This window comes from Amycolatopsis dongchuanensis, assembly GCF_039542405.1.
Lineage (GTDB): Bacteria > Actinomycetota > Actinomycetes > Mycobacteriales > Pseudonocardiaceae > Amycolatopsis_E > Amycolatopsis_E sacchari.
This window is the reverse complement of sequence record NZ_BAABIB010000078.1, coordinates 18,923-42,421: the sequence shown is the minus strand read 5'-3', so window position 1 is coordinate 42,421 and position 23,499 is coordinate 18,923. Positions and strand designations below refer to the sequence as shown.

At 71.1% G+C, this 23,499-nt stretch carries 23 protein-coding genes; 10 read left to right on the top strand and 13 right to left on the bottom strand.

The genetic code is table 11. The features are described 5' to 3' along the window. The gene (locus tag ABFX51_RS20595; protein WP_346054619.1) at positions 1–993 is read left to right on the top strand and encodes an NAD(P)-dependent alcohol dehydrogenase; all 993 of its coding nucleotides are present in this window, start codon (positions 1–3) and stop codon (positions 991–993) included. Positions 994–1,014: 21 nt separating this feature from the next. Here the strand turns inward: ABFX51_RS20595 and ABFX51_RS20590 are convergent, their stop codons facing one another. The 11 genes from ABFX51_RS20590 to ABFX51_RS20540 all read right to left on the bottom strand — a co-directional run bounded on the left by ABFX51_RS20590 (position 1,015) and on the right by ABFX51_RS20540 (position 12,450). Further along, positions 1,015–1,947 (bottom strand): SDR family NAD(P)-dependent oxidoreductase, encoded by a 933-nt coding sequence (locus ABFX51_RS20590; RefSeq protein ID WP_346054618.1) that lies wholly within the window; start codon positions 1,945–1,947, stop codon positions 1,015–1,017. A gap of 12 nt (positions 1,948–1,959) precedes the next feature. Then, entirely contained in the window at positions 1,960–2,613 is a 654-nt protein-coding gene (locus tag ABFX51_RS20585) for a response regulator (protein ID WP_218153502.1), read from the bottom strand. A 4-nt stretch (positions 2,614–2,617) separates the two neighbouring features. Then, positions 2,618–3,589: an ABC transporter ATP-binding protein gene (locus ABFX51_RS20580; protein WP_346054617.1), complete on the bottom strand. Its 972-nt coding sequence runs from the start codon at positions 3,587–3,589 to the stop codon at positions 2,618–2,620. Further along, positions 3,586–4,611 (bottom strand): ABC transporter ATP-binding protein, encoded by a 1,026-nt coding sequence (locus ABFX51_RS20575; protein WP_346054615.1) that lies wholly within the window; start codon positions 4,609–4,611, stop codon positions 3,586–3,588. Before ABFX51_RS20575 ends, ABFX51_RS20580 begins: the two co-directional genes overlap by 4 nt. Beyond that, positions 4,608–5,486 (bottom strand): ABC transporter permease, encoded by an 879-nt coding sequence (locus ABFX51_RS20570; RefSeq protein ID WP_346054614.1) that lies wholly within the window; start codon positions 5,484–5,486, stop codon positions 4,608–4,610. The genes ABFX51_RS20575 and ABFX51_RS20570 overlap by 4 nt, the downstream gene beginning before the upstream one ends. Continuing rightward, positions 5,473–6,483 (bottom strand): ABC transporter permease, encoded by a 1,011-nt coding sequence (locus ABFX51_RS20565; protein WP_091509701.1) that lies wholly within the window; start codon positions 6,481–6,483, stop codon positions 5,473–5,475. The genes ABFX51_RS20570 and ABFX51_RS20565 overlap by 14 nt, the downstream gene beginning before the upstream one ends. Continuing rightward, positions 6,480–8,093, bottom strand: coding sequence for an ABC transporter substrate-binding protein (locus tag ABFX51_RS20560; RefSeq protein WP_346054613.1), 1,614 nt, complete (start codon positions 8,091–8,093; stop codon positions 6,480–6,482). Before ABFX51_RS20560 ends, ABFX51_RS20565 begins: the two co-directional genes overlap by 4 nt. 10 nt (positions 8,094–8,103) lie before the next feature. Then, the gene (locus tag ABFX51_RS20555; protein WP_346054612.1) at positions 8,104–9,222 is read right to left on the bottom strand and encodes an NDMA-dependent alcohol dehydrogenase; all 1,119 of its coding nucleotides are present in this window, start codon (positions 9,220–9,222) and stop codon (positions 8,104–8,106) included. A gap of 15 nt (positions 9,223–9,237) precedes the next feature. Beyond that, positions 9,238–10,344, bottom strand: coding sequence for an NDMA-dependent alcohol dehydrogenase (locus tag ABFX51_RS20550; protein ID WP_091509705.1), 1,107 nt, complete (start codon positions 10,342–10,344; stop codon positions 9,238–9,240). A gap of 151 nt (positions 10,345–10,495) precedes the next feature. Further along, complete coding sequence (locus ABFX51_RS20545; RefSeq protein ID WP_091509708.1) at positions 10,496–11,134, bottom strand: response regulator; 639 nt, start codon at positions 11,132–11,134, stop codon at positions 10,496–10,498. Between the two features lie 83 nt (positions 11,135–11,217). Continuing rightward, entirely contained in the window at positions 11,218–12,450 is a 1,233-nt protein-coding gene (locus ABFX51_RS20540; protein WP_346054611.1) for a GAF domain-containing sensor histidine kinase, read from the bottom strand. A 235-nt stretch (positions 12,451–12,685) separates the two neighbouring features. On the opposite strand from ABFX51_RS20540, the gene ABFX51_RS20535 reads away from it, so the two are divergent. Beyond that, complete coding sequence (locus ABFX51_RS20535; RefSeq protein ID WP_091509710.1) at positions 12,686–13,354, top strand: GntR family transcriptional regulator; 669 nt, start codon at positions 12,686–12,688, stop codon at positions 13,352–13,354. A 252-nt stretch (positions 13,355–13,606) separates the two neighbouring features. Next, a complete protein-coding gene (locus ABFX51_RS20530) occupies positions 13,607–14,473 on the top strand; it encodes an amidohydrolase family protein (RefSeq protein ID WP_346054610.1) in 867 nt (288 codons plus the stop codon). A 59-nt stretch (positions 14,474–14,532) separates the two neighbouring features. On the opposite strand, the gene ABFX51_RS20525 is transcribed toward ABFX51_RS20530, so the two are convergent. Beyond that, the gene (locus tag ABFX51_RS20525; protein ID WP_346054609.1) at positions 14,533–15,897 is read right to left on the bottom strand and encodes an FAD-dependent oxidoreductase; all 1,365 of its coding nucleotides are present in this window, start codon (positions 15,895–15,897) and stop codon (positions 14,533–14,535) included. Positions 15,898–16,054: 157 nt separating this feature from the next. Between ABFX51_RS20525 and ABFX51_RS20520 the strand changes: the two genes are divergently transcribed. The 3 genes from ABFX51_RS20520 (at position 16,055) to ABFX51_RS20510 (ending at position 18,649) form a co-directional block, all read left to right on the top strand. Further along, on the top strand, positions 16,055–17,164 hold the full coding sequence (locus ABFX51_RS20520; RefSeq protein ID WP_346054608.1) for an NDMA-dependent alcohol dehydrogenase: 1,110 nt from the start codon (positions 16,055–16,057) through the stop codon (positions 17,162–17,164). Between the two features lie 9 nt (positions 17,165–17,173). Further along, complete coding sequence (locus ABFX51_RS20515) at positions 17,174–17,464, top strand: muconolactone Delta-isomerase family protein (RefSeq protein ID WP_346054607.1); 291 nt, start codon at positions 17,174–17,176, stop codon at positions 17,462–17,464. Positions 17,465–17,530: 66 nt separating this feature from the next. Continuing rightward, on the top strand, positions 17,531–18,649 hold the full coding sequence (locus ABFX51_RS20510) for an NDMA-dependent alcohol dehydrogenase (RefSeq protein ID WP_346054606.1): 1,119 nt from the start codon (positions 17,531–17,533) through the stop codon (positions 18,647–18,649). Between the two features lie 41 nt (positions 18,650–18,690). On the opposite strand, the gene ABFX51_RS20505 is transcribed toward ABFX51_RS20510, so the two are convergent. After that, entirely contained in the window at positions 18,691–20,091 is a 1,401-nt protein-coding gene (locus ABFX51_RS20505) for a 3-oxoacid CoA-transferase (RefSeq protein WP_346054605.1), read from the bottom strand. Between the two features lie 96 nt (positions 20,092–20,187). Here ABFX51_RS20505 and ABFX51_RS20500 point away from each other — a divergent pair, with 96 nt between their 5' ends. From ABFX51_RS20500 to ABFX51_RS20485, 4 genes are read left to right on the top strand one after another with little or no spacing between them, the layout of a single operon-like run. Beyond that, positions 20,188–20,643 (top strand): Rieske (2Fe-2S) protein, encoded by a 456-nt coding sequence (locus tag ABFX51_RS20500; RefSeq protein WP_346054604.1) that lies wholly within the window; start codon positions 20,188–20,190, stop codon positions 20,641–20,643. A gap of 2 nt (positions 20,644–20,645) precedes the next feature. Continuing rightward, positions 20,646–21,719 (top strand): amidohydrolase family protein, encoded by a 1,074-nt coding sequence (locus ABFX51_RS20495; protein ID WP_346054603.1) that lies wholly within the window; start codon positions 20,646–20,648, stop codon positions 21,717–21,719. Next, positions 21,716–22,765 (top strand): amidohydrolase family protein, encoded by a 1,050-nt coding sequence (locus ABFX51_RS20490; RefSeq protein ID WP_346054602.1) that lies wholly within the window; start codon positions 21,716–21,718, stop codon positions 22,763–22,765. The genes ABFX51_RS20495 and ABFX51_RS20490 overlap by 4 nt, the downstream gene beginning before the upstream one ends. A 35-nt stretch (positions 22,766–22,800) precedes the next feature. Next, positions 22,801–23,418 carry a TetR/AcrR family transcriptional regulator gene (locus ABFX51_RS20485; protein WP_091509733.1) on the top strand — a complete coding sequence of 206 codons (618 nt, stop codon included), beginning with the start codon at positions 22,801–22,803 and terminating at the stop codon, positions 23,416–23,418. Positions 23,419–23,499 lie beyond the last annotated feature (81 nt).

Sequence of the window (23,499 nt, the reverse complement as noted above, 5' to 3'; positions counted from 1 at the left end):
ATGGCGATGATGCGCGCGGCGCAGTACGACCGCTACGGGCCGCCGGACGTGTTGTACGAGGGCAAGGTCGCGGTGCCGCGGCCGCGGCCGGGTCAGCTCCTGGTGCGGGTGCAGGCGACCAGCGTGAACGGCGGGGAACTCAGCGCCCGCGCCGGAAAGCTGCGCCTGCTGACCGGAAAGCGCTTTCCCAAAGGGATCGGGCTCGACTTCGTGGGCGAGGTCGCCGACCCCGGTTCCGGTGACTCCGGTCTCCTGGCGGGTGATCGCGTGTGGGGTACGCTCCCGCGCACCGCCGAGGTCGACTCGCGGAGCGGGGCGGCGGCCGAGTACCTGGCGGTCGACGCGGACCGCGTGTCGCGCGCTCCGGCCGGCCTCACCCCGGTCGAAGCGGCGTCGCTGGTGGTGGCGGTGGTGCCGATCATCGGCCTGCGCGACAAGGCGCACCTCGTCCGCGGCGAGCGCCTCCTCGTGCGCGGGGCCAGCGGGGGCACCGGCAGCCTGGCCGTGCAGGTCGGCAAGGCGATGGGCGCGCACGTCACCGGGCTGGCCGGACCGTCCAACCTGGAGTTCGTGCGCGGCCTCGGCGCCGACGAGGTGGTCAGCTACACGACCGCGGGCCCGGCCGATCTCGGTTCGTTCGACGTCGTGTTCGACACCGTCGGCACCGACCTCGCCGCGTTCCGCCGGCTGCTGACGCCCGGGGGCAGGATGGTGGCGATCTCCTTCGACCTCGAGCACATCGCGCGCTCGCTCGGCTCCATCGCCGCGTCCGCGGTGCACGGCTCGCGGCGGGTGCGGTTCTTCAGCGGCAACCCGAAGCGGGAGCTGATGGCCGAGGTCACCCGCCTCGCGGAGAGCGGGCAGCTGCGGCCGGTCGTGGACGGCGTCCACCCGCTCTCCGCCATCGCCGAAGCCCACCGCGCCGTCGAAGCGGGCGGCGTGCGGGGCAAGCACATCATCGACGTCGACGGCTCCGGCCAGGCTGCCCCGTGAGGCCGCCCGGGGCCGGCCGCGTCACCGCGCGGGGGCGTCCGCGACGTCCGCCACGTCGAGCGGGATGACCGGCAGCGGGCCCGCCAGGTCGGCCGGTGCCGCGGGGGCGTAGGCGAAGTTCTTCGCCCTCGCGCCGCCGTCCACGACGAGGTCGCAGCCGGTGATCAGGCGCGCGTAGTCCGAGCACAGCCACGCCACGCAGTGCCCGATGTCCGTCGGCGTGCCGGTCGTGCCCATCGGCACCAGCGGCATGCGATCACCGCTCCACCGGGACGGGCGGCGCCACGGTTCGTCGCCCGTGGGGCCGCCCAGTCCGTTGCTGCGCGGGCGATCCAATACGCCACCCGGCCCCTGCTCGGCGATCAGCTCCGGGTTGTCCGGCGTGGGCGCGGTCGGCGTGAAGCTGTTGACCCGGATGCCGTACGGCGCGAGATCCATCGCCGCCGCACGCACGAAGTTGTTCACCCCGCCCTTGTGGAACGCGTACGCGATCACCCCGGCGCTGCCCGACCAGCCGTTCGACGACGAGATCGACACGATGGACCCGCGGATCCCGTGCTCGGCCATGTACCGGCCGACGTGCTTGGTGTTCAGGAAATTGCCCATCGCCGCGACCTGCACCGCGCGCGAGAAGAACTCCGGGCTCTCGTCGAGCACCCCGCGCCCGCCCAGCAGCGCCGCGTTGTTGACCAGGATGTCGATCCGGCCGAACCCCGCCACGACCCGGTCGAGGTAGGCCAGCACCTGCTGCTCGTCGGTCACGTCGCCGGGGATCGCGATCGCCGTGCCGCCGTTGCGTTCGATGCGCTCCACCGACTTCTGCGCGGCGTCGGCGTCCAGGTCGTTGCACGCGACCTTCGCGCCGTACCGGGCCAGCGCGAGCGCGATCCCGCTGCCGATGTTCGGCCCGGCACCGGTGACGACGGCGACCTTGCCCTCCAGGGAAACTTCCACCACATCCACCTCTCAGTCGACGGCGTCCGGCAGCGGCACGAGCCCCTCCCGGATCGCCAGCAGTGCGGCCTGCGTCCGCGAGGACAGGCCGAGCTTGGCCAGGACGTTGCTGACGTGCGTGCGCGCCGTGCGCTCGCTGATCGTCAGCCGGTCCGCGATCTCCTGGTTCGAACAGCCTTCGGCGACGAGCTCGAGGATTTCGTTCTCCCGCGCGGTCAACGTCGCCGGCCCGGCGGCGGGCGCGCCGAACGTGCGGGCCAGCCCACGGGCCGCGAGCCCCGACAGCCACACCTCGCCCCGCACCGCCGCCCGCACCGCGGCGGCGACGTCCTCGGGGTCGGCGTCCTTGAGCACGTACCCCGACATGCCCGCCGCCAGCGCGGCCTGCACCCGCCCGCTCTCGCCGAAGCTCGTCAACGCCACCACGGCCGGGCCGGGGAACTCGCGGCGGATCCGTTCCGTCGTGGTGATCCCGTCCACCCCGGGCAGCATCAGGTCCATCAGGACGACGTCGGGCAGCACCGGCGCGGTCGCCAGCCAGCGCAGCGCACCCTCGCCGCTGCCCGCCTCGCCGACGACGTGGATGTCCGGGACCACCTCCAGGTAGGCGGTCAGCCCCCGGCGCACCACCGCGTGGTCGTCGACGAGCAGCACGCTGATCGCCACCGCCTCACTCCCCCGGCATCGGGAAGTGGCAGGCGACGCTGTGCCCCGGCGCGAGTTCACGCAGCACGGGCGCTTCCGTGGCGCACCGGTCCTGCGCGAACGGGCAGCGCGTGCGGAACCGGCAGCCGCTGGGCGGGGAGATCGGCGACGGCGGTTCTCCTTCCAGCGTCACCGGTTTCTTCCCGCGCGCCCCGGGGTCCAGCTTCGGGATCGATGCCAGCAGCGCGACGGTGTAGGGGTGCATCGGCGCCCGGTACAGCCCCTCCGCCGGGCCGATCTCGCACAGCTGGCCGAGGTGCATCACCGCCACGCGGTCGCTGACCTGCTTGACCAGCGCCAGGTCGTGGGAGATGAACAGGTACGACAGCCCCAGCTCGCGCCGCAGCTGCTCGAACAGGTTCAGCACCTGCGCCTGGATCAGCACGTCCAAAGAGGACACCGCCTCGTCGCACACCACGAGCGCCGGGTCGAGCGCGATGGCGCGGGCGATCGCGACGCGCTGGCACTGCCCGCCCGACAGCTCGTGCGGGCGGCGGCTCGCGAACGTGCCCGGGTTGAGCCCCACCAGGTCCAGCAGCTCCCGCACCCGCGCGTCGCGGTTGCCGACGCGGTACCCGACGAGCGGCTCCGCGACGATCTCCGACACCCGCCACCGCGGGTTGAGCGACGCGAACGGGTCCTGGAACACCATCTGCAGCTGCCGCCGCGCCTCGGTGAGGTCACGGCTGCGGCGGCGCATCAGGTCCTGCCCCTGGAAGTACACCTCGCCCGACTTGGGCCGCGGCGCCTGCAGGATCGAACGGGCCAAAGTGGACTTGCCCGAGCCGGTTTCCCCGACTATGCCGAGGGTTTCCCCGGCCTGCAGGTCGAACGACACGTCCGAGAGGGCGTGCACCACACCGCCCTTGACCCCGCCGCGGCCGCGGGCGGTGAACTCCTGCACGACGTTGCGGACGCTGAGCAGCGGCGTGGTCATGACGGTTCTCCACAGGGGTGCCAGCAGGCCCACCAGTGGCCCGGCTCGTGTTCGGTGAACGGCGGGACCTCGGTGCGGCACTCGTCGGTCGCCCGCGCGCACCGCGGCGCGAACGGGCAGCCCGGCGGGAGCCGCGTCAGGTCGGGCGGCTGGCCCGGCGTGACGGGGAGTTCCGCGTGCGGCGGTCGTTCCAGGCGGGGGATCGCCGCCATCAGGGCCTCGGTGTAGGGCATCCGGACGCGGGAGAACAGCGTGCTCGCGGGCGCGTACTCGACGGCCCGCCCCGCGTACATGACCACCACGTCGTCGGCGTAGCTGGCGGCGAGGCCGAGGTCGTGGCTGATCAGCACGATCGCGGTGCCGAGCCTGCGCTGCAGTTCCAGCAGCAGCTCCATGATCTGCGCCTGCGTCGTCACGTCGAGCGCGGTGGTCGCCTCGTCCGCGATGAGCAGCTTGGGGTCCGCCGCGAGCGCGATCGCGATCATCACGCGCTGCCGCATGCCACCGGAGAGCTGGTGCGGGTACTCGTGGAAACGCCGCTCCGCCGCGGGAAGCCGGACGAGCTGCAGCAGCTCGACGGCCCGCGCGTGCGCCGCCTTGCGGTCGATCTTCGCGTGTGCCCGCACGGCTTCGGTGATCTGCGTGCCGATGCGCATCGTCGGGTTCAGCGAGCGGGCCGGGTCCTGGAACACCATCGCGATGTCGGCGCCCCGCAGGCCGCGGAGCTGTTTCTCCGACCGGCCGACCAGCTCTTTCCCGGCGAAGCGGGCCGAGCCGGTCACCTTCGCCGTCGGCGGCAGCAGGCCCATCAGCGCCCGCGAGCTGACGCTCTTGCCCGAGCCGGACTCGCCGATGATGGCGAGCGTGCGGCCGGCGGAGAGCCGGTACGACAACCCGTTGACGGCGTTGACCCGCCGCCCCTTCGTGTCGAAGCGCACCCGCAGGTCGGTGACCTCCAGCAGCGGGTCGGGCGGGTCGGGAACGGACACGGCCGCGGGCTGCGCGGCTTCTTCGATACTCATCGGCCACTCCAGCGGGAGCGCAGCGTCTCGCCCAGCAGGTTGAACGCCAGCACGGTCAGGAAGAGCATCAGGCACGGCCAGACCACGAGCATCGGCGTCGCCGACAGGCTCTGCTGGCCCTGCGAGATCATGTTGCCCCAGCTCGGGGCGGGCGGCGGGATGCCGAGCCCGAGGAAGCTCAGCGCGCCCTCGATGACGATCACGATGCCCATGCCGAGCATCGAGAACGTCACCAGCTGCGGCAGGATGTTGGGCGCGATGTGCTTGAACAGCATGCGCCACGTCCGCGTGCCGCACAGGTCCGCGGCCACCATGAACGGCTGCTCGCGCAGGCGCAGCGTCGCCGCGCGGGAGATCCGCGCGAACGCCGGCACCGAGAAGAACGCCAGCGCGAAGATCGTGTTGAGCTGGCTCGGGCCGAGGCTCTGCGCGACGGCCAGCGTCAGCACGAGCGACGGGAACGCGATCAGCACGTCCAGCACCCGCATGATGATCGCGTCCAGCACGCCGCCCGCGTAAGCGCTCACCGCACCGAGCGTGCCGCCGATGAGCAGGCCCAGCACGTTCACCGAGACACCGACGATCAGCGAGGAGCGGCCGCCGTAGAGCAGGCGCGCCCAGACGTCGTTGCCGTTGGGGTCGGTGCCGAGCAGGTGCCCCGGCGAGAACGACGGCAGGTTGGACGACAGCACGTCCCCGCCGATCGGGTCGGGCACCTGGCCGACGAGCGGCCACACGAAGCACGCGCCGACGACCAGCACCAGCAGCGCGATCGGCACGACGAGCTCGAGCTGGCGCAGCCAGCCGCGGCCCCGGCCCAGTCCGGTGTCCTCGGCCAGCAGCACGGCCGAGGCGCTCGCGTCAACCATTGCCATAGCGGATCCTCGGGTCGAGTACGGCGTAGAGCAGGTCGGTGATCAGGTTGGCCAGCACGGCGACGATCGCGAACACCACGACGCACGCCTGCACGACCGGGTAGTCGCGGGTGTTGATCGCCTGCAGCAGCAGCTGCCCGATGCCCGGCAGCGCGAAGATCTGCTCGATGATCACGGTCGCGCCGATCAGCGTGCCGAGGTTGAGGCCCACGACGGTGAGCAGGCCGAAGGAGGAGTTGCGGAAGGCGTGCCGCAGCAGCACCTGCCACGGCCCGATCCCCTTGGCCCGCGCGGTGGTGATGTAGTCCTCGCCCTGCAGCTGGTCCACCAGGTCGCCGCGGAGGAACCGGGTGTAGAAGCAGAACAGCGGGAAGGCGATCGCCACCGCGGGCAGGAACAGCGAGCGCAGGTTCTCCCCCAGCCCGTCGCTGATGGGCACGAACCCGATGGCCGGGAACACCGCCAGCTGCACCGCGAACACCAGCACCAGCAGCAGCGCGAACACGTAGTTCGCCACCGACAGCCCGGTGATGCTCACCAGCATGCTCACGCGGTCCAGCAGTTTGTTGGGCCGGTACGCCGCCAGCAGCGCGACCGGGATCGCCAGCCCGAGCGAGACCACGAAGGCGAGCCCGACCAGTTCCGCGCTCACGCCCAGCCGCGAGGTCAGCTCCCCCGACACCGACTGCCCGCTGACGAGCGAGTTGCCGAAGTCGCCGTGGACCGCGCCCGCCAGCCAGTTCAGGTACCGCTCGACGGCGGGCTGGTCGAGGCCCATCTGGTGGTTGAGCGCGTCGATCTGCTCCTGCGTCGCCTCCGGACCGAGCAGCAGCTGCGCCGCGTTGCCCGGGATCAGGCTCAGCACCAGGAAGGTCAGGATGCTGACGCCGAGCACGATCGGGATCGCGGTCAGCAGCCGCCGGACGACGAGCCGCAGGCTCGGCGAGCGCAGGACGTGGGTCAGCGTGCTCGGCGCACGCGCCTCGACCGCGGTCATGAGCTCCTCCAGACGCTGTCCCACTGGATGCCGTTGTTGACCACCAGCGGCGGGATCTTCGTGGTGAGGCCGGGGCCGTGCACGCCGCGGGCGGCGAGGTTGGCGCGGGCGTCGGCCAGCAGGAACGGGGCGTAGGCCTTGTCGCTCATGAGCTTGCCCGCCTGCTGGTACAGCGCGTCGCGCTGCGCCGGGTCGGTGACGGCCTCGGCCTGGTTGAGCAGCGAGTCCAGCTGCGGGTCGTCGACGCCGCTGAACGGGCGGTTCGACAGGAACCGGAAGCCGACGCCGGTACCGGCCGCGGGGTCCCACGCGCCGGAGGTCGCCAGCTGGATCTGCCACTGGCCCGAGTTGTAGCGCTGGATCTGCGCGTTCAGCTCGTCGGTGTGCATCGTGACGGTGATGCCGGCGGCCTCCCACTGGCTCTTCAGCGCGGTGATCACCTGCTCGGCGACGTAGCTCTTGAGCGTGGCCAGGTCCACCGTGAGCCCGCCCAGCTGCGTCACCAGCTCCTTGGCCTTGGCCAGGTCGTAGGTGCGGTAGCCGGGCACGGTGTCGTGGTGGAACAGGCCGCCCGGCGCGGTGAACATCTGCGAGACCGGGTAGAGGTCCTTGAACAGGCCCTTGCGGATGGCCGCCACGTCCGTCGCGTAGTAGATCGCCTCGCGGGCGCGCTGGTCGTTGAACGGCGCTGCCTTGGTGTTGAGCTGGATGACGTAGGGCGAGGTCGCGGGCTGGACCGTGAGCGTGACCCGCTTGTCGGCCTGCGCCTGCTCGATCAGCGGCGTGGTGACCATGCCCTCGTAGGCCTGCGCCTGCCCGGCCTGTACCGCCTGGTACGCGGCCTGGTCCCCGCCGATCGACTTGAAGACCAGCTTGTCGAGGTAGGGCTGGCCCGGCTTGTAGTAGTTCTCGTTGCGGGTCAACCGGAGTTCGGAGCTGAGCACGTTGTTCTCGACCTTGAACGGCCCGGCCCCGACCGGCGTCACGCGGAACTTGTCCTGGCCGAGCTGCTGCAGCGCGGTGGGCGAGGCGATCCAGTTCGCGTTCGACACCAGCATCGCGTTGATCACCGGCGCGTAGGGCCGGGTGAACTTCAGCACGACGGTGTTGCCCTCGGTCGTGATGCCGTTGTCGGCGAGCGGCCACTTCGGCGCACACGTGCACGTGGACTTGATGTCGCGGTTGAAGTTGAACGCGACGGCTTCGGCGTTGAACGGCGTGCCGTCGCTGAACTTCACGCCGTCGCGGATGGTGATCCGCACCGTCTTGCCGTCGGGGCTGACGTCGTAGCCGCTGGCCAGATCGGGTTCGACACGCGCGTTGCTGCCGTCCTCATCGGCCGACAACCGGAAGAGCCCGCCGTAGATGGCGGTCATGAGGCTGAGGTTCGCGGCTCCGGTGGTGTTGGTCGCGGGGTCGAGGCCGCTCGGCCACCCGCCCGCGAAACTCGCGAGTTCGAGCACGGTGAGCGTGCCACCGCGCTGGGGCGGTCCGGCGGCCGCGTTCCCGTCGCCCGCCCCGCCCGCCCCGCCCGCGCCGCCGCAGGCGGTGGCCAGCACGGCCACCGCCACCAGCGCGAGCACCCTGGCTGTCCTGGTCTTGAAGTCCACAGTGGATTCCCTAGTGCTCGTGGATGATCACGCCGCGGATGTTCTTGCCGTCCAGCATGTCCTGGTAACCCTGGTTGACCTCGTCCAGCTTGTACTTGCGGGTGACCAGCTCGTCGAGCTTGAGGTCGCCCGAGCGGTACAGGCCGAGCAGGCGCGGCACGTCGTAGAGCGGGTTGCTGTCGCCGAACAGGGCGCCGCGGATCTGCCGCTGGTAGCCGATCAGCATGCCGCCGGGGAAGTGGACCGCCTTCTCGCCGAGCTTCCCCACGGCCGTGATCGTGACCTTGCCGGTCTTGCCGGTGATCGCGATCGCGGAGTTGACGATCTCCTCGGTGAGCACACCCGGGGTGCAGATGGCGTGGTCGGCCAGCTGACCCCACGTGGTCTCGACCACGAACTCGTGGGCCTCCTTGGCATCGGCGAAGGTGTGGGTCGCCCCGAACACCTTCGCCATGTCCCGCTTGAACTCCACCGGGTCCACCACGACCACGTTCTTCGCCCCGGCGTACCGCGCGCCCTGCACGGCGTTGCTGCCCACGCCGCCCGCCCCGTAGATCACCACGGTCTGCCCGGCGCGGACTCCCGCGGCGTACACGGCCGAGCCCCAGCCGGTCGGTACGCCACAGCCGACGAGCGCGGCGATCTCGAACGGGATGTCGTCGGCCAGCGGGATGCACGCCCACTCGGAAACCACGGCGTACTGCGAAAAAGTGCCCAGCGTGCAGAAGCCGCCGAGGTCCTCGCCGTCGAGGTGGAAGCGGAACGTGCCGTCGAGGAACATGCCCGTGGAGGCGTTGAGCCCCTTCTCGCACATGTTCTGGTGCCCGGTCGAGCAGGGGCGGCACGCCCCGCACGCCGGGATGTAGGAGCACACGATCCGGTCGCCGGGCTTGACCCGCCGCACGTGCGGGCCGACCGACTCGACGATGCCGGCGCCCTCGTGCCCGCCGACGACGGGCAGCCGCACCGGCGCGTCGCCGCGGGTGATGTGGTCGTCGGAGTGGCACATCCCCGCCGCGTGGAACCTGACCCTGACCTCGTGCGCCTTCGGCTCGTCGAGCTGCAGGTCGACGATCTCCCAGGGGGTGTGCGCCTTGCGGGTGATCGCGGCGCGCGTCGTGATCGGCATGTCTGGGAACCCCTTTCAGTGTTCGTGGACGATGACGCCGCGGATGTTCTTGCCGTCCAACATGTCCTGGTAGCCCTGGTTGACTTCTTCGAGCTTGTAGCGGCGCGTGATCAGCTCGTCGAGCTTCACGTCGCCCGAGCGGTACAGGCCCAGCAGGCGCGGCACGTCGTAGAGCGGGTTGCACGCGCCGAAGATCGCGCCCTGCACCCGCCGCTGGTAGCCGATCAGCATCCCGGCCGGCAGGTCGAGCTGGCCCGGCCCGACCGCGGTGATCGTGACCTTGCCGGACTTGCCGACGACGTTGACCGCGTTCGTGATCACCTCGTCGGACAGGATGCCGACCGTGATCAGCGCGTGGTCCGCCAGCTGGCCCCAGGTGGTCTCGACCACGAAGTCGTGGGCTTCCTTGGCATCGGCGAACGTGTGGGTCGCCCCGAACACCTTCGCCATGTCCCGCTTGAACTCCACCGGGTCCACCACCACGACGTTCTTCGCCCCGGCGTACCGCGCGCCCTGCACGGCGTTGCTCCCGACGCCACCGGCGCCGTAGACCACGACCGTCTCGCCCGGCCGGACGCCGGCCGCGTACACCGCGGTGCCCCAGCCCGTCGGCACGCCGCAGCTGACGAGCGCGGCCACGTCGAACGGGATGTCGTCCGGGATCTTGATGACCGAGTACTCCGACAGCACCGCGTACTGCGAGAACGTGCCGAGCACGCACAGCCCGCCGTAGTCCTCGCCGTCGCGGTGGAAGCGGAACGTCCCGTCCGCGAACTCGCCCGTCGAGGCGTTCTTGCCCTCGTCGCACAGGTTCTGGTGGCCCGTCGAGCAGTAGCGGCACTTGCCGCACGCGGGGATGAACGAGCACACGACGTGGTCGCCCACCTCCACCCGCGTCACGTCGGCGCCCACGGCCTCGACCACCCCGGCGCCCTCGTGCCCGCCGACGACGGGGAAACGCATGCGCGCGTCACCCTTCTGGATGTGGTCGTCGGAATGGCACAGGCCCGCGGCGTAGAACTTCACCCGAACCTCGTCGGCCTTCGGTTCGTCGAGCTCGAGATCGACGATTTCCCAGGGGCGCCGGGGTTCCCGGCAGATCGCGGCCCGCGTAGTGATCATCTGGCTCCCCGTTCATCCGGCAGTGGCTCAACAATCGCCCGCCGGTGTGACCGCGGCCATAGCCATTCCACCTCGCGAAAGGCGGGATCGGGGCCGGGACGAACGAAAAGGGCGCCCCGCAGGACGCCCTTTTCGCCGGATGAAAAAGCCGTCAGCTCGGCGCGTCGATCAGCCCCTCGCGGATGGCGAACAACGCCGCCTGCGTGCGGGACGGCAGCTGCAGTTTCGTCAGCACGTGGCTGACGTGCGTGCGGGCCGTCCGCTCGCTGATCGACAGTTCCGTGGCGATCTGCCGGTTGGACAGCCCCCGGCCCACGAGCGTGAGGATGGTGCGCTCGCGGGCGGTGAGGGCGGCCAGGCCCATCGGCGGGGACACCAGCTGCCGCGTGAGCCGCCCCGCCACGGCCGGGTCGAGGTGCACCTCGCCGCGTGCGGCGGCGCGGATGGCGGCGGCGACCTCGTCGGGGTCGGCGTCCTTGAGCAGGTAGCCCGCGGCGCCCGCCTGCAGCGCGGCGTGCACGCGTTCGGTCTCGCCGAAGCTGGTCAGCACGACCACGCGCACGTCCGGGTACTTGGCGACCACCGAGGCGAGCGCGGAAATCCCGTCCAGGCGCGGCATCAGCACGTCCATCAGCACCACGCGCGGCAGCCACCCCTGCGCCGCGAGGCGGGCGAGCGTCGCCAGCGCGTCCTGCCCGTCGGTGGCCTCCGCGACCACCTCGATCCCCTCGGCGCTCTCCAGGTACGCGGCCAGCCCGCGCCGCACCACGGCGTGGTCGTCGACGACCATCACGCCTATCTGGTCTCGCCCGCCCGTCACCCGGCCACCACCCCCGGTCGAGGCGCTCTGCGCCGCTGTGAAATCCGCCGCGATCAATGCTCCTCCGGCACCGTCATCCGCACCAGCACCCGGCAGCCGCCGGCGGTGTTCCCGATCTCCATCGTCCCGTTCCACTGCTGGGCGCGCTCGCGCATCGACACCAGCCCCAGCGCGTGCGGCCGGGGCGTGCCGGCCAGGCCCACCCCGTCGTCCCGCACCTCCAGCGTCAGCCTGCCGTCGGTCACCGAAATCGACACGACGGCGGAGGTCGCCTGCGCGTGCTTGACCACGTTGTGCAGCGCCTCCTGCACGATGCGGTACACGTCGTCCTGCAGTTCCGTGGGCAGCTCGGGCAGCTCGTCGGCGATGATCCGGATCCGCACTCCGGATGCCGCCTGCAGCGACTCGGCGAGGGTGCGCACAGCACCCACGAGGCCGCGGCCGGCCAGTTCGAGCGGGTGCAGCTGCAGGACCAGCCCGCGCAGGTCGGCCAGCGCGTTCTGGGCGAGGCCGAGCAGTTCGTCCGCGACGCCCCGCACCTGGTCCGGGGTCGCGCTGCCGACCTGGGCCCGCAGCGCCTTCGCGTGCATGCGCATGGAGAACACCTGCTGCACCACGGAATCGTGCAGCTCGCGGGCGAGGCGGGCGCGTTCCTCGAGCCTCGCCTCGTGGCGGGAGCGGGCCAGCAGCTCCGCGGAGTCGACGGCCATCGCGGCCTGGTCGGCCATCGCGTCGAGGAACTCCAGCGTCTCGTTGCCCGGGTCCTCGCCCGGCGAGTAGAACGCGTTGAGGACGCCGACCGCGCGGCCCCGCACGACCAGCGGGACGGCGACGAACGTGTCCCAGTCCGGGGCGCCCATGATCGCGTGCAGGGGTTCCCAGCGGGGGTCGGCGAGGACGGCGGCCTTGCGGTGCGGCACGACGATGCGCCGGTGGGACTGGTAGGCCTCGACGAACATCAGGCGCGCGCCCAGCTTGCGGCACGCCTCCAGCCGCTCGGCGAAGTCGTCGGCGTCGGTGAAACCGGCCTTCCCGACGACGCGCATCGTGCCCCGCTCGACACGCAGGATCTGGACCGCCGAGATGTGCGTGGCCTGCACGACCTCACGCGCGACGACGTCCAGCGTCACGCTGAGCGACGCCGCGTCGGCCACGCTCGACGCCGCACGCGCGATCGCCGCGAGCCTGCGCTGCCGCCGCCCGACGTCGTCGACCCCGCCGCCGTCGCCCGGCGGACGGCCACATCCCGGGCAGACCACCGCCACCTTCGTCACCACTTCCGTCACGCTGGACCCCTTCGTGCAGCGTCCTCCCGCACCGTCGTGGTGCGGGACTTCCCGGCGGCCCCAGTCTGTGCAGGTGGTTCGGGTGGCCGCAAGGGGGCGCGCGGGTGTTTCTGGGCGTGCCCCGGCGTCCCGTCCCGGATCATGCGCGACAAATGTCGCGAGTGGCCCGTGGCAATGCACGGAAAACGGCCACGGGCGGCTGCCCGGGCCGTGCCCGGTGTCCCACAATCGACCCATGCCGCCGTCCGCCCCGCACTCGTCGGCGACTTCCGCCCTGCTGGAGGCACTTCGGACGGCGATCTACCAGGGTGAGCTGCCGCCCGGGCAGCGACTGGTCGAAGCGGAGCTCGCGAAGCGGCACGGTGCCTCGCGAGGCACCGTCCGCGAGGCGATCGCCTTGCTGAGCAACGAGGGTCTCGTCGCGCGGGAACGCAACCGCGGTGCCCACGTGCGGCCCGTCCCGCTCGCGGAGGCCGTGGAGATCACCGAGGTCAGGGCCGTATTGGAAGCCCTGTGCGCCGCCAAGGCCGCCGAAGCGGCGACCGCGGCCGAGCGACGTCAGCTGCGGGTGATCGAACGCAAGCTGCGTGAAGCGGCGGACCCCGCCGACTCGGTGGCGTACGCGCGGCTGAGCCAGCAGATGCACGTCCGGCTGCGGGAGATGGCCAGGCAGAGCACGGTCGCGGCGATCCTCGAACGGCTGCGGTACCAGAGCGTGCGGTACCAGCTGCACGTCGCACTGCTACCGGGCCAGGCGGCGCAGGGCACGCGGAACCACGTGCGCGTCATCGAGGCGGTGTGCTCCCACAACGCCGAGGAGGCCGAAGCCGCCATGCGCGAACACTGGGAAGCAGTAGCGACCGCACTACGGCGCCTGGTGGAGGTGAACACCGCAGGCCCCTGACTGGACACCGGGGCAGCACCCACGCCACGCAACCCGGCGATGCGAAGCGAGCAGGGCCCACCGCCCGCACCCACCCCCGCCCCGATCCCCAGCCGCACTTACGGCCGATCTGGCGTGTCAAGGGTGGCGCAGCCATCGCGAAGCGACGCCGCAGGCGCCCTTTACACGCCAGATCGGCCGGGACACTCAAAGATCGGGGCGGGGGTGGGCCCACAAGAAAGGGCGCCCAGCGCCCGAACGCAAGGAGCCCACATGGAAACCGACCACCTGAAAGCCATCGACGTCCACACGCACGTCCAGCGCTCCACCCACGCCACCCCGGACACCCCCAGCGAAGCCCTGACCTCGATGGCCCAGTACTTCAGAACAACCCCCAAGAGCTACACGGTGGACGAACTGGCCGCCTTCTACCGGGACCAGAACATGGCCGCCGTGACGTTCACCGTCGACGTCAAGGACGCCCCCGAGAACCCCGGCCAGCCGACCAACGAGGAGATCGCCGAGCGGGCGCACGCGAACTCCGACGTGCTGATCCCGTTCGCCAGCGTGGATCCCGCCCGTGGCGCCGAGGGTGTCCGCTGGGCGCGGCGGCTGATCGAGGAGCACGGCGTGCGCGGGTTCAAGTTCCACCCCACCGCGCAGGCGTTCCAGCCCGACGACCGTGCCGTGTACCCGCTGTACGAGGTGATCCAGGAGGCCGGGCTGCCCGCGTTGTTCCACACCGGCCAGACCGGCGCCGGCGCGGGGCAACGTGGCGGGGGCGGGCTGAAACTGCGTTACTCCAACCCGATCTACCTCGACGACGTGGCCGCCGACTTCCCCGATCTGACGATCATCATGGCGCACCCGTCGTTCCCCTGGCAGGAGGAAGCGATCTCGGTCGCCCTGCACAAACCGCTCGTCTACATCGACCTGTCGGGCTGGTCGCCGAAGTACTTCCCGCCGATCCTGGTGCAGTACGCGAACACGCTGCTGAAGGACAAGGTGCTGTTCGGCACCGACTTCCCCATGCTCACGCCGGAGCGCTGGCTGGCGGACCTGGAGAAGACCGGGATCCGCGACGAGGTGAAGCCGAAGCTGTTCAAGGAGAACGCGATCCGCGCGCTCGGCCTGGAGTGACGTGGAAGGCCCCGGTTCCCGGCGGGGAAGGGGACGGACTCCGCCGGGAACCGGGCCGCTCAGGTGCCCGGCGTGAGCGTCTCGCCCAGGAAGACGCCGCCGCGCGCCAGGCGCTGCTGCAGCACACGCACATCGATGTCACCGGCCGAGACGCGGTCCAGCGCGAGGTCCGCGGCCACGCCGGCCGCCTCCCCCATCGCGAAGCACGGGCCGGTCACGCGGGCCGAGGACTGACCCCCGTGGGTCATCGACGCGCACCGGCCGACCACGTAGAGGTTGCGGATCTTCTCGGGCACGATCATCCGGAACGGCAGCTGGTTGAACCCACGCGGGTCGTCCCCCCGCTGCCAGCGGAACTCGACGGTGCCGGCGACGTGCGCTTCGACGGGCCAGCCGTTGACGCCGATGGTGTCGTCGAAGTCCGCGCAGTCCAGCACGTCGTCCTCGGACAGCTGGTAGCGCCCCACGATCCGCCGGGTCTCGCGGATGCCGATCTGCGGGGCGATGTCGACGATGTAGGACTCGCGGAAGCCGGGCGTGCGGTCGCGGATGAACGAGAACGCGTCCCACGCCTGCGCCCTGCCCTGCAGCTCACCGCGGGTCAGCTGGTCGACGTCCGTGCCGTCGATCGCCCCACCGTCCTCAGTGGACAGCTGGGTCAGGTTCGCCCGCCACTCCAGCGGGTTGCGCTGCGGCCGGACGATGGGCTTCTTGCGCGGGAAGTGGTGCGTGCCGGCCTGCTCCGCCTCGCTCATCAGGCGCTCGACCGTCTTCCACGGCGCCGGGCCCGCCGCCGCCACGTCCACCCCGTTGAGCCGGAACATCAGCGACGGGTAAAGCATCCCGTCCACCGGCGGGGACTTCTCGAACGGCGCACCGGCCCACGCGGCGACGTCCCCGTCGCCGGAGCCGTCGATGAACATCCGCCCGCGCACGGCCACCCGGCCGGACTTCGACTCCACGAGCACCGCGTCGATCGTGTCGTCGTCCGCCATGACGACGCCGACGGCCATGGCGTGGAACAGGATCCGGGCACCGGAGGACACGAGCAGGTCGTCCAGCGCGATCTTGTACGCGGAGATGTCGAACGCCTGCGCCTGGATGCCATCGTTGATCGTCAGGTGCGGCTGGTTGAGGCCGTCGAGCTTCTCCAGCCGCCCGAGCAGTTCGTCGGCCAGCCCGCGGATGACGCGGTGGTGCTCCCCGTGGATCTTCGCGTGCAGCCCGCAGAACGTGCTCAGCCCGCCCGCCGTCCCCGCGCCGCCGAGGAAGCCGTACCGCTCGATGAGCAGCGTGGACCGGCCGGTGCGGGCGGCCGCGGCGGCGGCCATCAGCCCGGCGGGACCGCCACCCACCACGACCACGTCGAACTCGCCGTAGAGCGGGGTGCGGCGGGGCGGTTCTTCGACGGTGCGGGAATTCATGCGCCCAGCCAAACACGGCGCGGGCCCGCTTGGGAATGATCGTCGAGCGAAGAGCGGACCGGGACCGCGCCGCCGCGGTCACCCCGCCTGCGTCGTTTGACGTATTTCTCGCTCGCGGCAGGGGGTGAACGCCCTCGCCGGCCGCATACTCCCACAGGTGAAGACCACAGCGGCCGTCCTATGGGAGTACGGCAAGGACTGGGAAATCGAAGAACTCGAACTCGACGAACCCCACGAGGGTGAGGTCCTGGTGCGCCTCGCGGCCTCCGGGTTGTGCCACTCCGATGAGCACGTGCGGGTCGGGGACCTGCCGTTGGAGGCGCTGCCCGGCATCGGCGGCCACGAGGGCGCGGGCGTGGTGGAACGCGTCGGGCCCGGCGTGTCCAAGGTGCGCGAGGGCGACCACGTCGTGCTCAGCTTCATCCCCGCGTGCGGCCAGTGCACGTGGTGCGCCGCCGGCCACCAGAACCTGTGCGACGAGGGCGCCGGCCTGACCGTGGGCCTGCAGCGCGACGGGACCGCGCGCCACCACGTGCGGGGCCACGACGCCCGCCTGATGTGCCTGCTCGGCACGTTCTCGCCGTACACGGTGTGCAGCGAGAACTCCGCGATCCGCATCGACGACGACCTCCCGCTGGACAAGGCGGCGCTCATCGGCTGCGGGGTCACGACGGGCTGGGGCACGGCCGTCTACGGCGGGCAGGTGCGGGCCGGGGACACCGTGGTGGTGCTCGGCGTCGGCGGTGTGGGCGCGAACGCCGTGCAGGGCGCCCGGATCGCCGGTGCGACCCGGATCCTCGCGATCGACCCCGGGGAGTTCAACCGCGAGCAGGCCAGGCGCTTCGGTGCGACGCACACCTTCGCATCCACAAAGGACGCTCTGGAGGTGCTGCCGGACATGACGCGGGGGCGCCTGGCGGACAAGGCGCTGATCACCGTCGACACCGCGACGCCGACGATCATCGCCGACGCGATCTCGCTCGTCGGCAAGCTGGGCAGGGTGGTGCTCACGTCGCTGGCGCCGGTCGTCTCGCGGCAGGTGGAGCTGCCGATGTTCGAGCTGACCGCGTACGAGAAACAGGTCGTGGGCTGCCTGTTCGGCCACGCGAACCCGCGTGCGGACGTGCCGAAGCTGCTCGAGCTGTACCGGCAGGGCGAACTGCTGCTGGACGACCTCGTCACGCGCACCTACACCCTCGACCAGGTCAACGACGGTTACGCGGACATGCGGGCGCACCGCAACATCCGCGGGCTCATCCGCTACTGAAGGGACAGCATGGAGTTCCTGGTACGCCAGCAGAACAACGCCGACCCGGAGCGCCGCGAGGCGCTCCGGGCGCGTGAACGCGCCCGCGCGCAGGAGCTGCGGGACGCGGGCATCCTCGTGAAGCTGTGGCGCGTGCTCGGTTCGACGGACTCGATCGCGTTGTACGAGGCGCCGGACGCCGACGCGCTGCACGAGGCGTTGTATTCCCTGCCGATGGCGCCGTGGATGCGGTTCCAGGTGGAGCCGCTCGTGACGCACCCGCAGGAGAAAAACCTTCCGCCACGCGAAAAAGACGCTTGACCATGGGCCCGGTGAAGGCCGGTTCACCTACGTTGGCAGGAGAAGATCGACAGGACGGGAAGAGCCATGCGCACGCGAGCCGCGATCATCCGGGAGACCGGGAAGCCCTGGGAGGTCACGGAACTGGAGCTGGACGACCCCCGCGAGGGTGAGGTCCGCATCCGGTTCGCCGTGTCCGGGATGTGCCACTCCGACGAACACCTGCGCACCGGCGACAGCGTTTCCAGGCTGCCGATCGTCGGCGGTCACGAAGGAGCGGGCGTCGTGGAGGCGACCGGCCCCGGCGTGACCCGGGTCCGCCCCGGCGACCGCGTGGTGTGCTCGTTCATCCCCGCGTGCGGCGTGTGCCGCTACTGCTCGACCGGCAGGCAGAACCTGTGCGACCAGGGTGCGGAGATGGCCACGGGGCTGCTGCCCGGTGGCGGGTTCCGCTTCCACGACGACGCGGGCGAGGACCTCGGCGGGTTCTGCATGCTGGGCACCTTCGCCGAGCACGCGGTGGTTTCCCAGGCCTCGTGCGTGAAACTGGACGACGACATCCCGTTCGAGGTCGCCGCGCTCACCGGCTGCGGGGTGCCGACCGGCTGGGGTTCCTCGGTCTACGTGGCGGGCGTCCGCGCCGGGGACACGGTGGTCGTCTTCGGCTGCGGCGGCGTCGGCTCGAACGCCGTGCAGGGCGCGGCCTACGCGGGCGCCAAGAACATCGTCGTCGTGGACCCGGTGCCGTTCAAACGGGACAAGGCGGAGGAGTTCGGCGCGACGCACGTGTTCGCCGACGCGGCGTCGGCGCACGAGGCGGTGGTCGAGCTGACGCGGGGGCAGCTCGCCGACCACGCCATCTGCACCGTCGGCGTGCTCACCGCCGAGGTCGTCTCGCAGGCCACCGCGATCGTCGGCAAGGACGGCCAGGTCACCGTCACGTCGGTGGGCCGCACGGGTGACGTGCACGTCCAGCTCGCCGCGAACGGGCTGCTCGTGGGCTACCAGCGGCGCGTGCAGGGCCACGTGTTCGGCAAGTGCAACCCGCTGTACGACATCCCGAAGCTGCACGGCCTCTACCGGGCCGGGCGGCTCAAGCTCGACGAACTGATCACCCGCCGCTACCCGCTGGACGAGATCAACCAGGGGTACGCCGACCTCGACGAGGGCCGGATCATCCGCGGCATCGTCGTCCACGGGCAGTGACGGTGCGGTGGTGGCCCGGCGGCGCGGCCGGGCCACCGGGGTCACCAGCGGTCCTGCATCGTCCCCACGTCCCCGGCGACGGTGACGGGCATCGCGGTCAGCGCCAGCACCTCCTCGACCGTGAAGCCCGCGGCGACCTCGTCGAGCCGGAAACCCCCGCCGGTCCTGGTGAGCAGCGCGAGATCGGTGACGATCGTGTCGACGCAGCCCGGCGTCGTCAGCGCGAACTCGCACTGCTCGACGAGCTTCGGGCGCCCGTGGGAGTCGGTGTGCTCCAGCAGTGCCACGACCTGCCGCGCGCCCACCGCCAGGTCCATCGCGCCGCCGATGCCGCCGCCCGTCATCGTGGGCAGCGTCCAGTTGGCGAGATCGCCCGCCGCGGACACCTGGTAGGCGCCCAGCACGACCGCGTCCAGCCTGCCCGAGCGCGCTATCTCGAACGACGTCACACTGTCGAAAAAGGACGCTCCCGGCCGCAGGCCGACGAAATAGCCGCCGGCGTCGTGCACGTCCGGGTCGAACGAGTCGTCGCGAATGATCGCGCCGTAGCGCAGGATGCCGTTCTCGCTGTGCAGCGCGACGGGGCGGTCCCCGACGAAGTCGGACACGAGGGTCGGCAGCCCGGCGCCGAGGTTGACGGTCGCCCCGTCGGGCAGCAGCGCCGCCGTGCGCCGGGCCATTCCCGCCCGCGTCAGCGCGGGCTTGCCGCCGTACTCGCGTGCGCTGTCCGCGGCGCGGCTCGGCCGCATCGGCAGGTTCCGCACGTCGAGCTGGACGGTGCTGCGCACGACGCGGCTGACGAACACGCCGGGGATATCGATCTCCTCGGGCGCCAGCTCGCCAACGCCGACGATCTCGTCCACCTCCGCGATGGTCACGCGCGCCGCCTTCGCGAAGCTGACGTTGAAGTTCCGGCTCCCGCCCCGCAGCTGGAGGTTCCCGGAAGCGTCGGCGCGGTGCGCCCTGACGAACGCGTAGTCGGGGCGGATCGCGGTTTCGAGGATGTGCGGCCGGCCGTCGAAATGACGCACGTCCTTGCCCTCGGCGATCGCGGTGCCGACGCCGACGGGCGTGTAGAACGCGGGGATCCCGGCGCCACCGGCTCGCATCCGCTCGACGAGCGTGCCCTGCGGGACCATTTCCAGCTCCATGGTCCCGGCCCGGATCTGGCGCTCGGCCTCGGACACGATGCCGGGCCGCGCGGAGAAACACGTGACGAGGCGGGCGATCTGCTTGCCCTCGGCGAGCAGGTGGGCGGTCGGCGTGCCGGGCTGGCCGAGCCCGTTGCAGTACACGGTGAGCCCGCTCGTGCCGAGTTCGTGCAACGCCACGATGAGGCTGGAGGGGAACCGGTGCGCCACCCCGAAACCGGCGACCGCGATGCTCGCCCCGTCGGGAATGTCGCGGACCGCTTCGGCGGGCGTCACCATGACCTTGTCCATGAGGCCTCCAGCTGGCGGAAGAATGTCAACAAAAATGTTGACAATAAATTCTACAACGGCGATTCTCGATCAGCCAGCCCCGAAGGAGCGTGCTCAATGAAGATCGTGGTGGCGAAGGTTTCCGAGTTCCCGCCAGGAGACCGGCGCATCGTGCAGGTCGGGAAACGCTCGATCGGCGTCTTCCGGATCGGCGAGAGGTTCTACGCCCTCAACAACTACTGCCCGCACCAGGGCGGGCCGCTGTGCCTCGGCCGCACGGCGCCCACGACCTCCTCCAGCAGGCCCGGCGAGTACACCGTGAACGAGGACGTGTTCGTCGCCTGTCCCTGGCACGGCTGGGAGTACGACGTCACGACCGGCCAGTCCTACCTGGGACCCGGCGAAACCCCGGTGCGCAGCTACGGCGTTTCCGTGGCACCCGGTGAAGCGCTGGGCGCGGACGTGAAGTTCCCGGACCGGGTGCCCGGCCCGTACGTGGCGGAGACCTTCGAAGTGCACGTGGAAGACGACTACGTGGTGGTCGACACGACCGCCCGGCAGGCAGTGAGGTGACCATGACGACCACCGAGACCCAGCAGCGGACCGCCGTTGTCGACGCCGACATCCACCCGACGATCCCGGCGGCGAACCTCGCGGCGCGGTTGCCCGAGCCGTGGCGCACGCGGTTCCAGACGTTCGGCACGCGCGTCGCCCCGCCGCCCGCGATCTACCCGCGCGTGCGCAACGGCGGCATGCGCCTGGACTCCTACCCCGCCAACGGCATCCCCGGCAGCGACCTCGGGCTGATCCGCGAGCAGCTGCTCGACGCCTACGGCATCGGCTACGGCGTGCTGATCCCCTTGCAGGCGCACAGTTACGGCGCCGAGCAGCCGGAGTACGCGCAGGCGCTGTGCCACGCGCTGAACGAAAGCATCCGCGAGGACTTCCTCGACCCCGAGCCGCGGCTGGTGAGCAGCCTGTGCGTGCCGCACGAGTCGCCGGAGCTGTCCATCGCGGAGATCGAGCGCTACGCCGACGACCCGCGGTTCGTTCAGGTGCTCTTCCCCGGCGGGCCGGAAACCGTGCTGGGCCACCAGAAGTACCTGCCGATCTACCGCGCGGCGGCGGAGGCCGGGCTGCCCGTCGCGATCCACCTCGGCGGCATCGAGCAGCACCGCGGGGACGGCTGGCCGTCGTTCTACCTGGAGCACCACTGCTGGTTCGGCAACGGCATGGCGATGCTGGCCGCGAACCTGATCCTCGAAGGCGTGTTCGAGCAGGTGCCGGACCTGCAGATCGTGCTCGTCGAAGGCGGCATCGCGTGGTCGGCCCCGCTGATGTGGAGCCTCGACGAGGCGTGGTCGCTGCTGAGTGCCGACGTGCCCCGGTTGCAGCGCAAGCCTTCCGAGTACTTCCGCGAGCACTTCTGGTTCAGCACGCAGCCCATCGAGGAGCCGCCGAACCCGAAGCACCTCGGGATGGCGCTGGCGCAGACCGGGATGACCGACCGGATCATGTTCGCCTCCGACTACCCGCACTGGGACTTCGACTCGCCCACGACGGCGCTGCGTGAGCTGCCCAAGGAGCTGCGCGAGGAGATCATGAACGAGAACGCCTACCGGCTCTACCGGAACCTGGAGCGCCCGTGACCGAGCACATCGACACCGACGTCCACTGCGCGCCGGCCTCGCTGGAGGCGCTGTTCCCGTACCTGGACAGCTACTGGCGCGAGTACGTGACCGAAGCGAACATGAAGCTGTCGCCCACCTTCGGCGGCGCGTACCCGCCGGGCGCACCCACGTCCGCGACGCCGGAGTCCCGCGCGGCGGGCACCTTCCCGCCCGACAACGTCGAGGCGATGCGCAAGCAGGTGTTGGACCGGGACGGGCTGCGGTACGCGATCCTCAACTGCGTCACGTCGTTCGACATCAGCCACAACCCGTACTACGAGAACGCGCTCACCCGCGCGGTCAACGACTGGCTGCGCACGGAGTGGCTCGACCAGGACGACCGGCTGCGGGCGTCGATGGTGATCCCGACGATGGACACCGATGCCGCGATCGCCGAGATCGAGCGCCTCGGTCCCGACCGCCGGTTCGTGCAGGTGCTGTTGCCCATCCGCGGGCAGGACGTGCGCTACGGCAACAAGCGCTTCCACCCGGTGCTGGCGGCGGCGGCGCGGCACGGGCTCGTCGTCGGGCTGCACGCGTGGGGCCGGATTTCGAGTTCTCCCACGCCGACCGGGTTCGCCCACACCTACGTCGAGGACTACCTCAGCAACTCGCAGATCGTGCAGGCGCACGTGGTGAGCCTGATCGCGGAGGGCGTGTTCCGCGACCAGCCGGAGCTGAAGATCTGCCTGAGCGAGTGCGGGTTCTCGTGGCTGCCCTCGCTGCTGTGGCGGTTCGACAAGGAGTGGCGCTCGGTGTGGCGCGAGGTGCCGTGGATGCGGGAGTCGCCCGCGGAGTACTTCTACCGGCACTTCCGCTCGACGACCGAGCCCGCGCAGCTGCCCCCGGACGACGGGCAGCTGGCGGAGCTGATCGAGATGATGCGGGCGCCGGAGTTCCTCATGTACGCCAGCGACCACCCGCACGACCACGGGCCGGGCGGGCAGCGCCTGCTGGGCGCCCTGGATGCCGATGGTCAGGCCGCCGTGCGGTACGGCAACGCGGCGGCGTTCTACCGGTCCTGACGGCGGGTGCGGGCGGCGGGAGCGAGAATGGCCGGATGCCCGACCAGCCGAACCCCTCCCCCGTCCGCACCCGCAACCGCTGGGGCGAGGGCGAGCGCCTGCGCGGCGAGATCCTGGCCGCCGCGAGCCGCCTGCTGTCCGGTCTCGGCGGTGAGGACGGGCTGACGATCCGCGGGGTCGCCAGGGCGGCAGGCATCGCCCCGGCCAGCATCTACCAGCACTTCGCCGACCGTGCCGCGCTGGTCAGGGGCCTGCGCGAGCACGAGTTCGCGCGGCTCCGGTCGCTGATGCGGGAGGCCGACGCGCGGCCACCGGAACACGACGTGGTGGCCCGGGTGCGGGCTCAGCTGCACGCCTACTGCGCGTTCGCCATCGACAACCCCGGGCACTACCGGCTCATGCTCAGCGGGCGCTCCCCCGCCGAGGGCTCGCCACGCGGTCCGCTGGCCGACGTCTTCGCCGCGCTCACGGAGGCGTTCGAACGCTGCGCCGCCGCCGGGCACACCCTGCGGATCCCCAGCGATCGCGCCGCCGTCATCGTGTTCGTCGGCGCGCACGGGCGCGTGGCCCTGCTGCACAGCAATCCCGGCGGCCCCGGGGCACCGGCGGTGCGGAGCTTCGTCGACGAGCTGGTGGCGCTCGTCTTCGCGTGAACGCGTTGCTCCGGGCGTGTGGTCTCCTTCGACAACCTCCCCCACAGTTGCCTAACATCTGTTCGACAAGTAACCGAACAA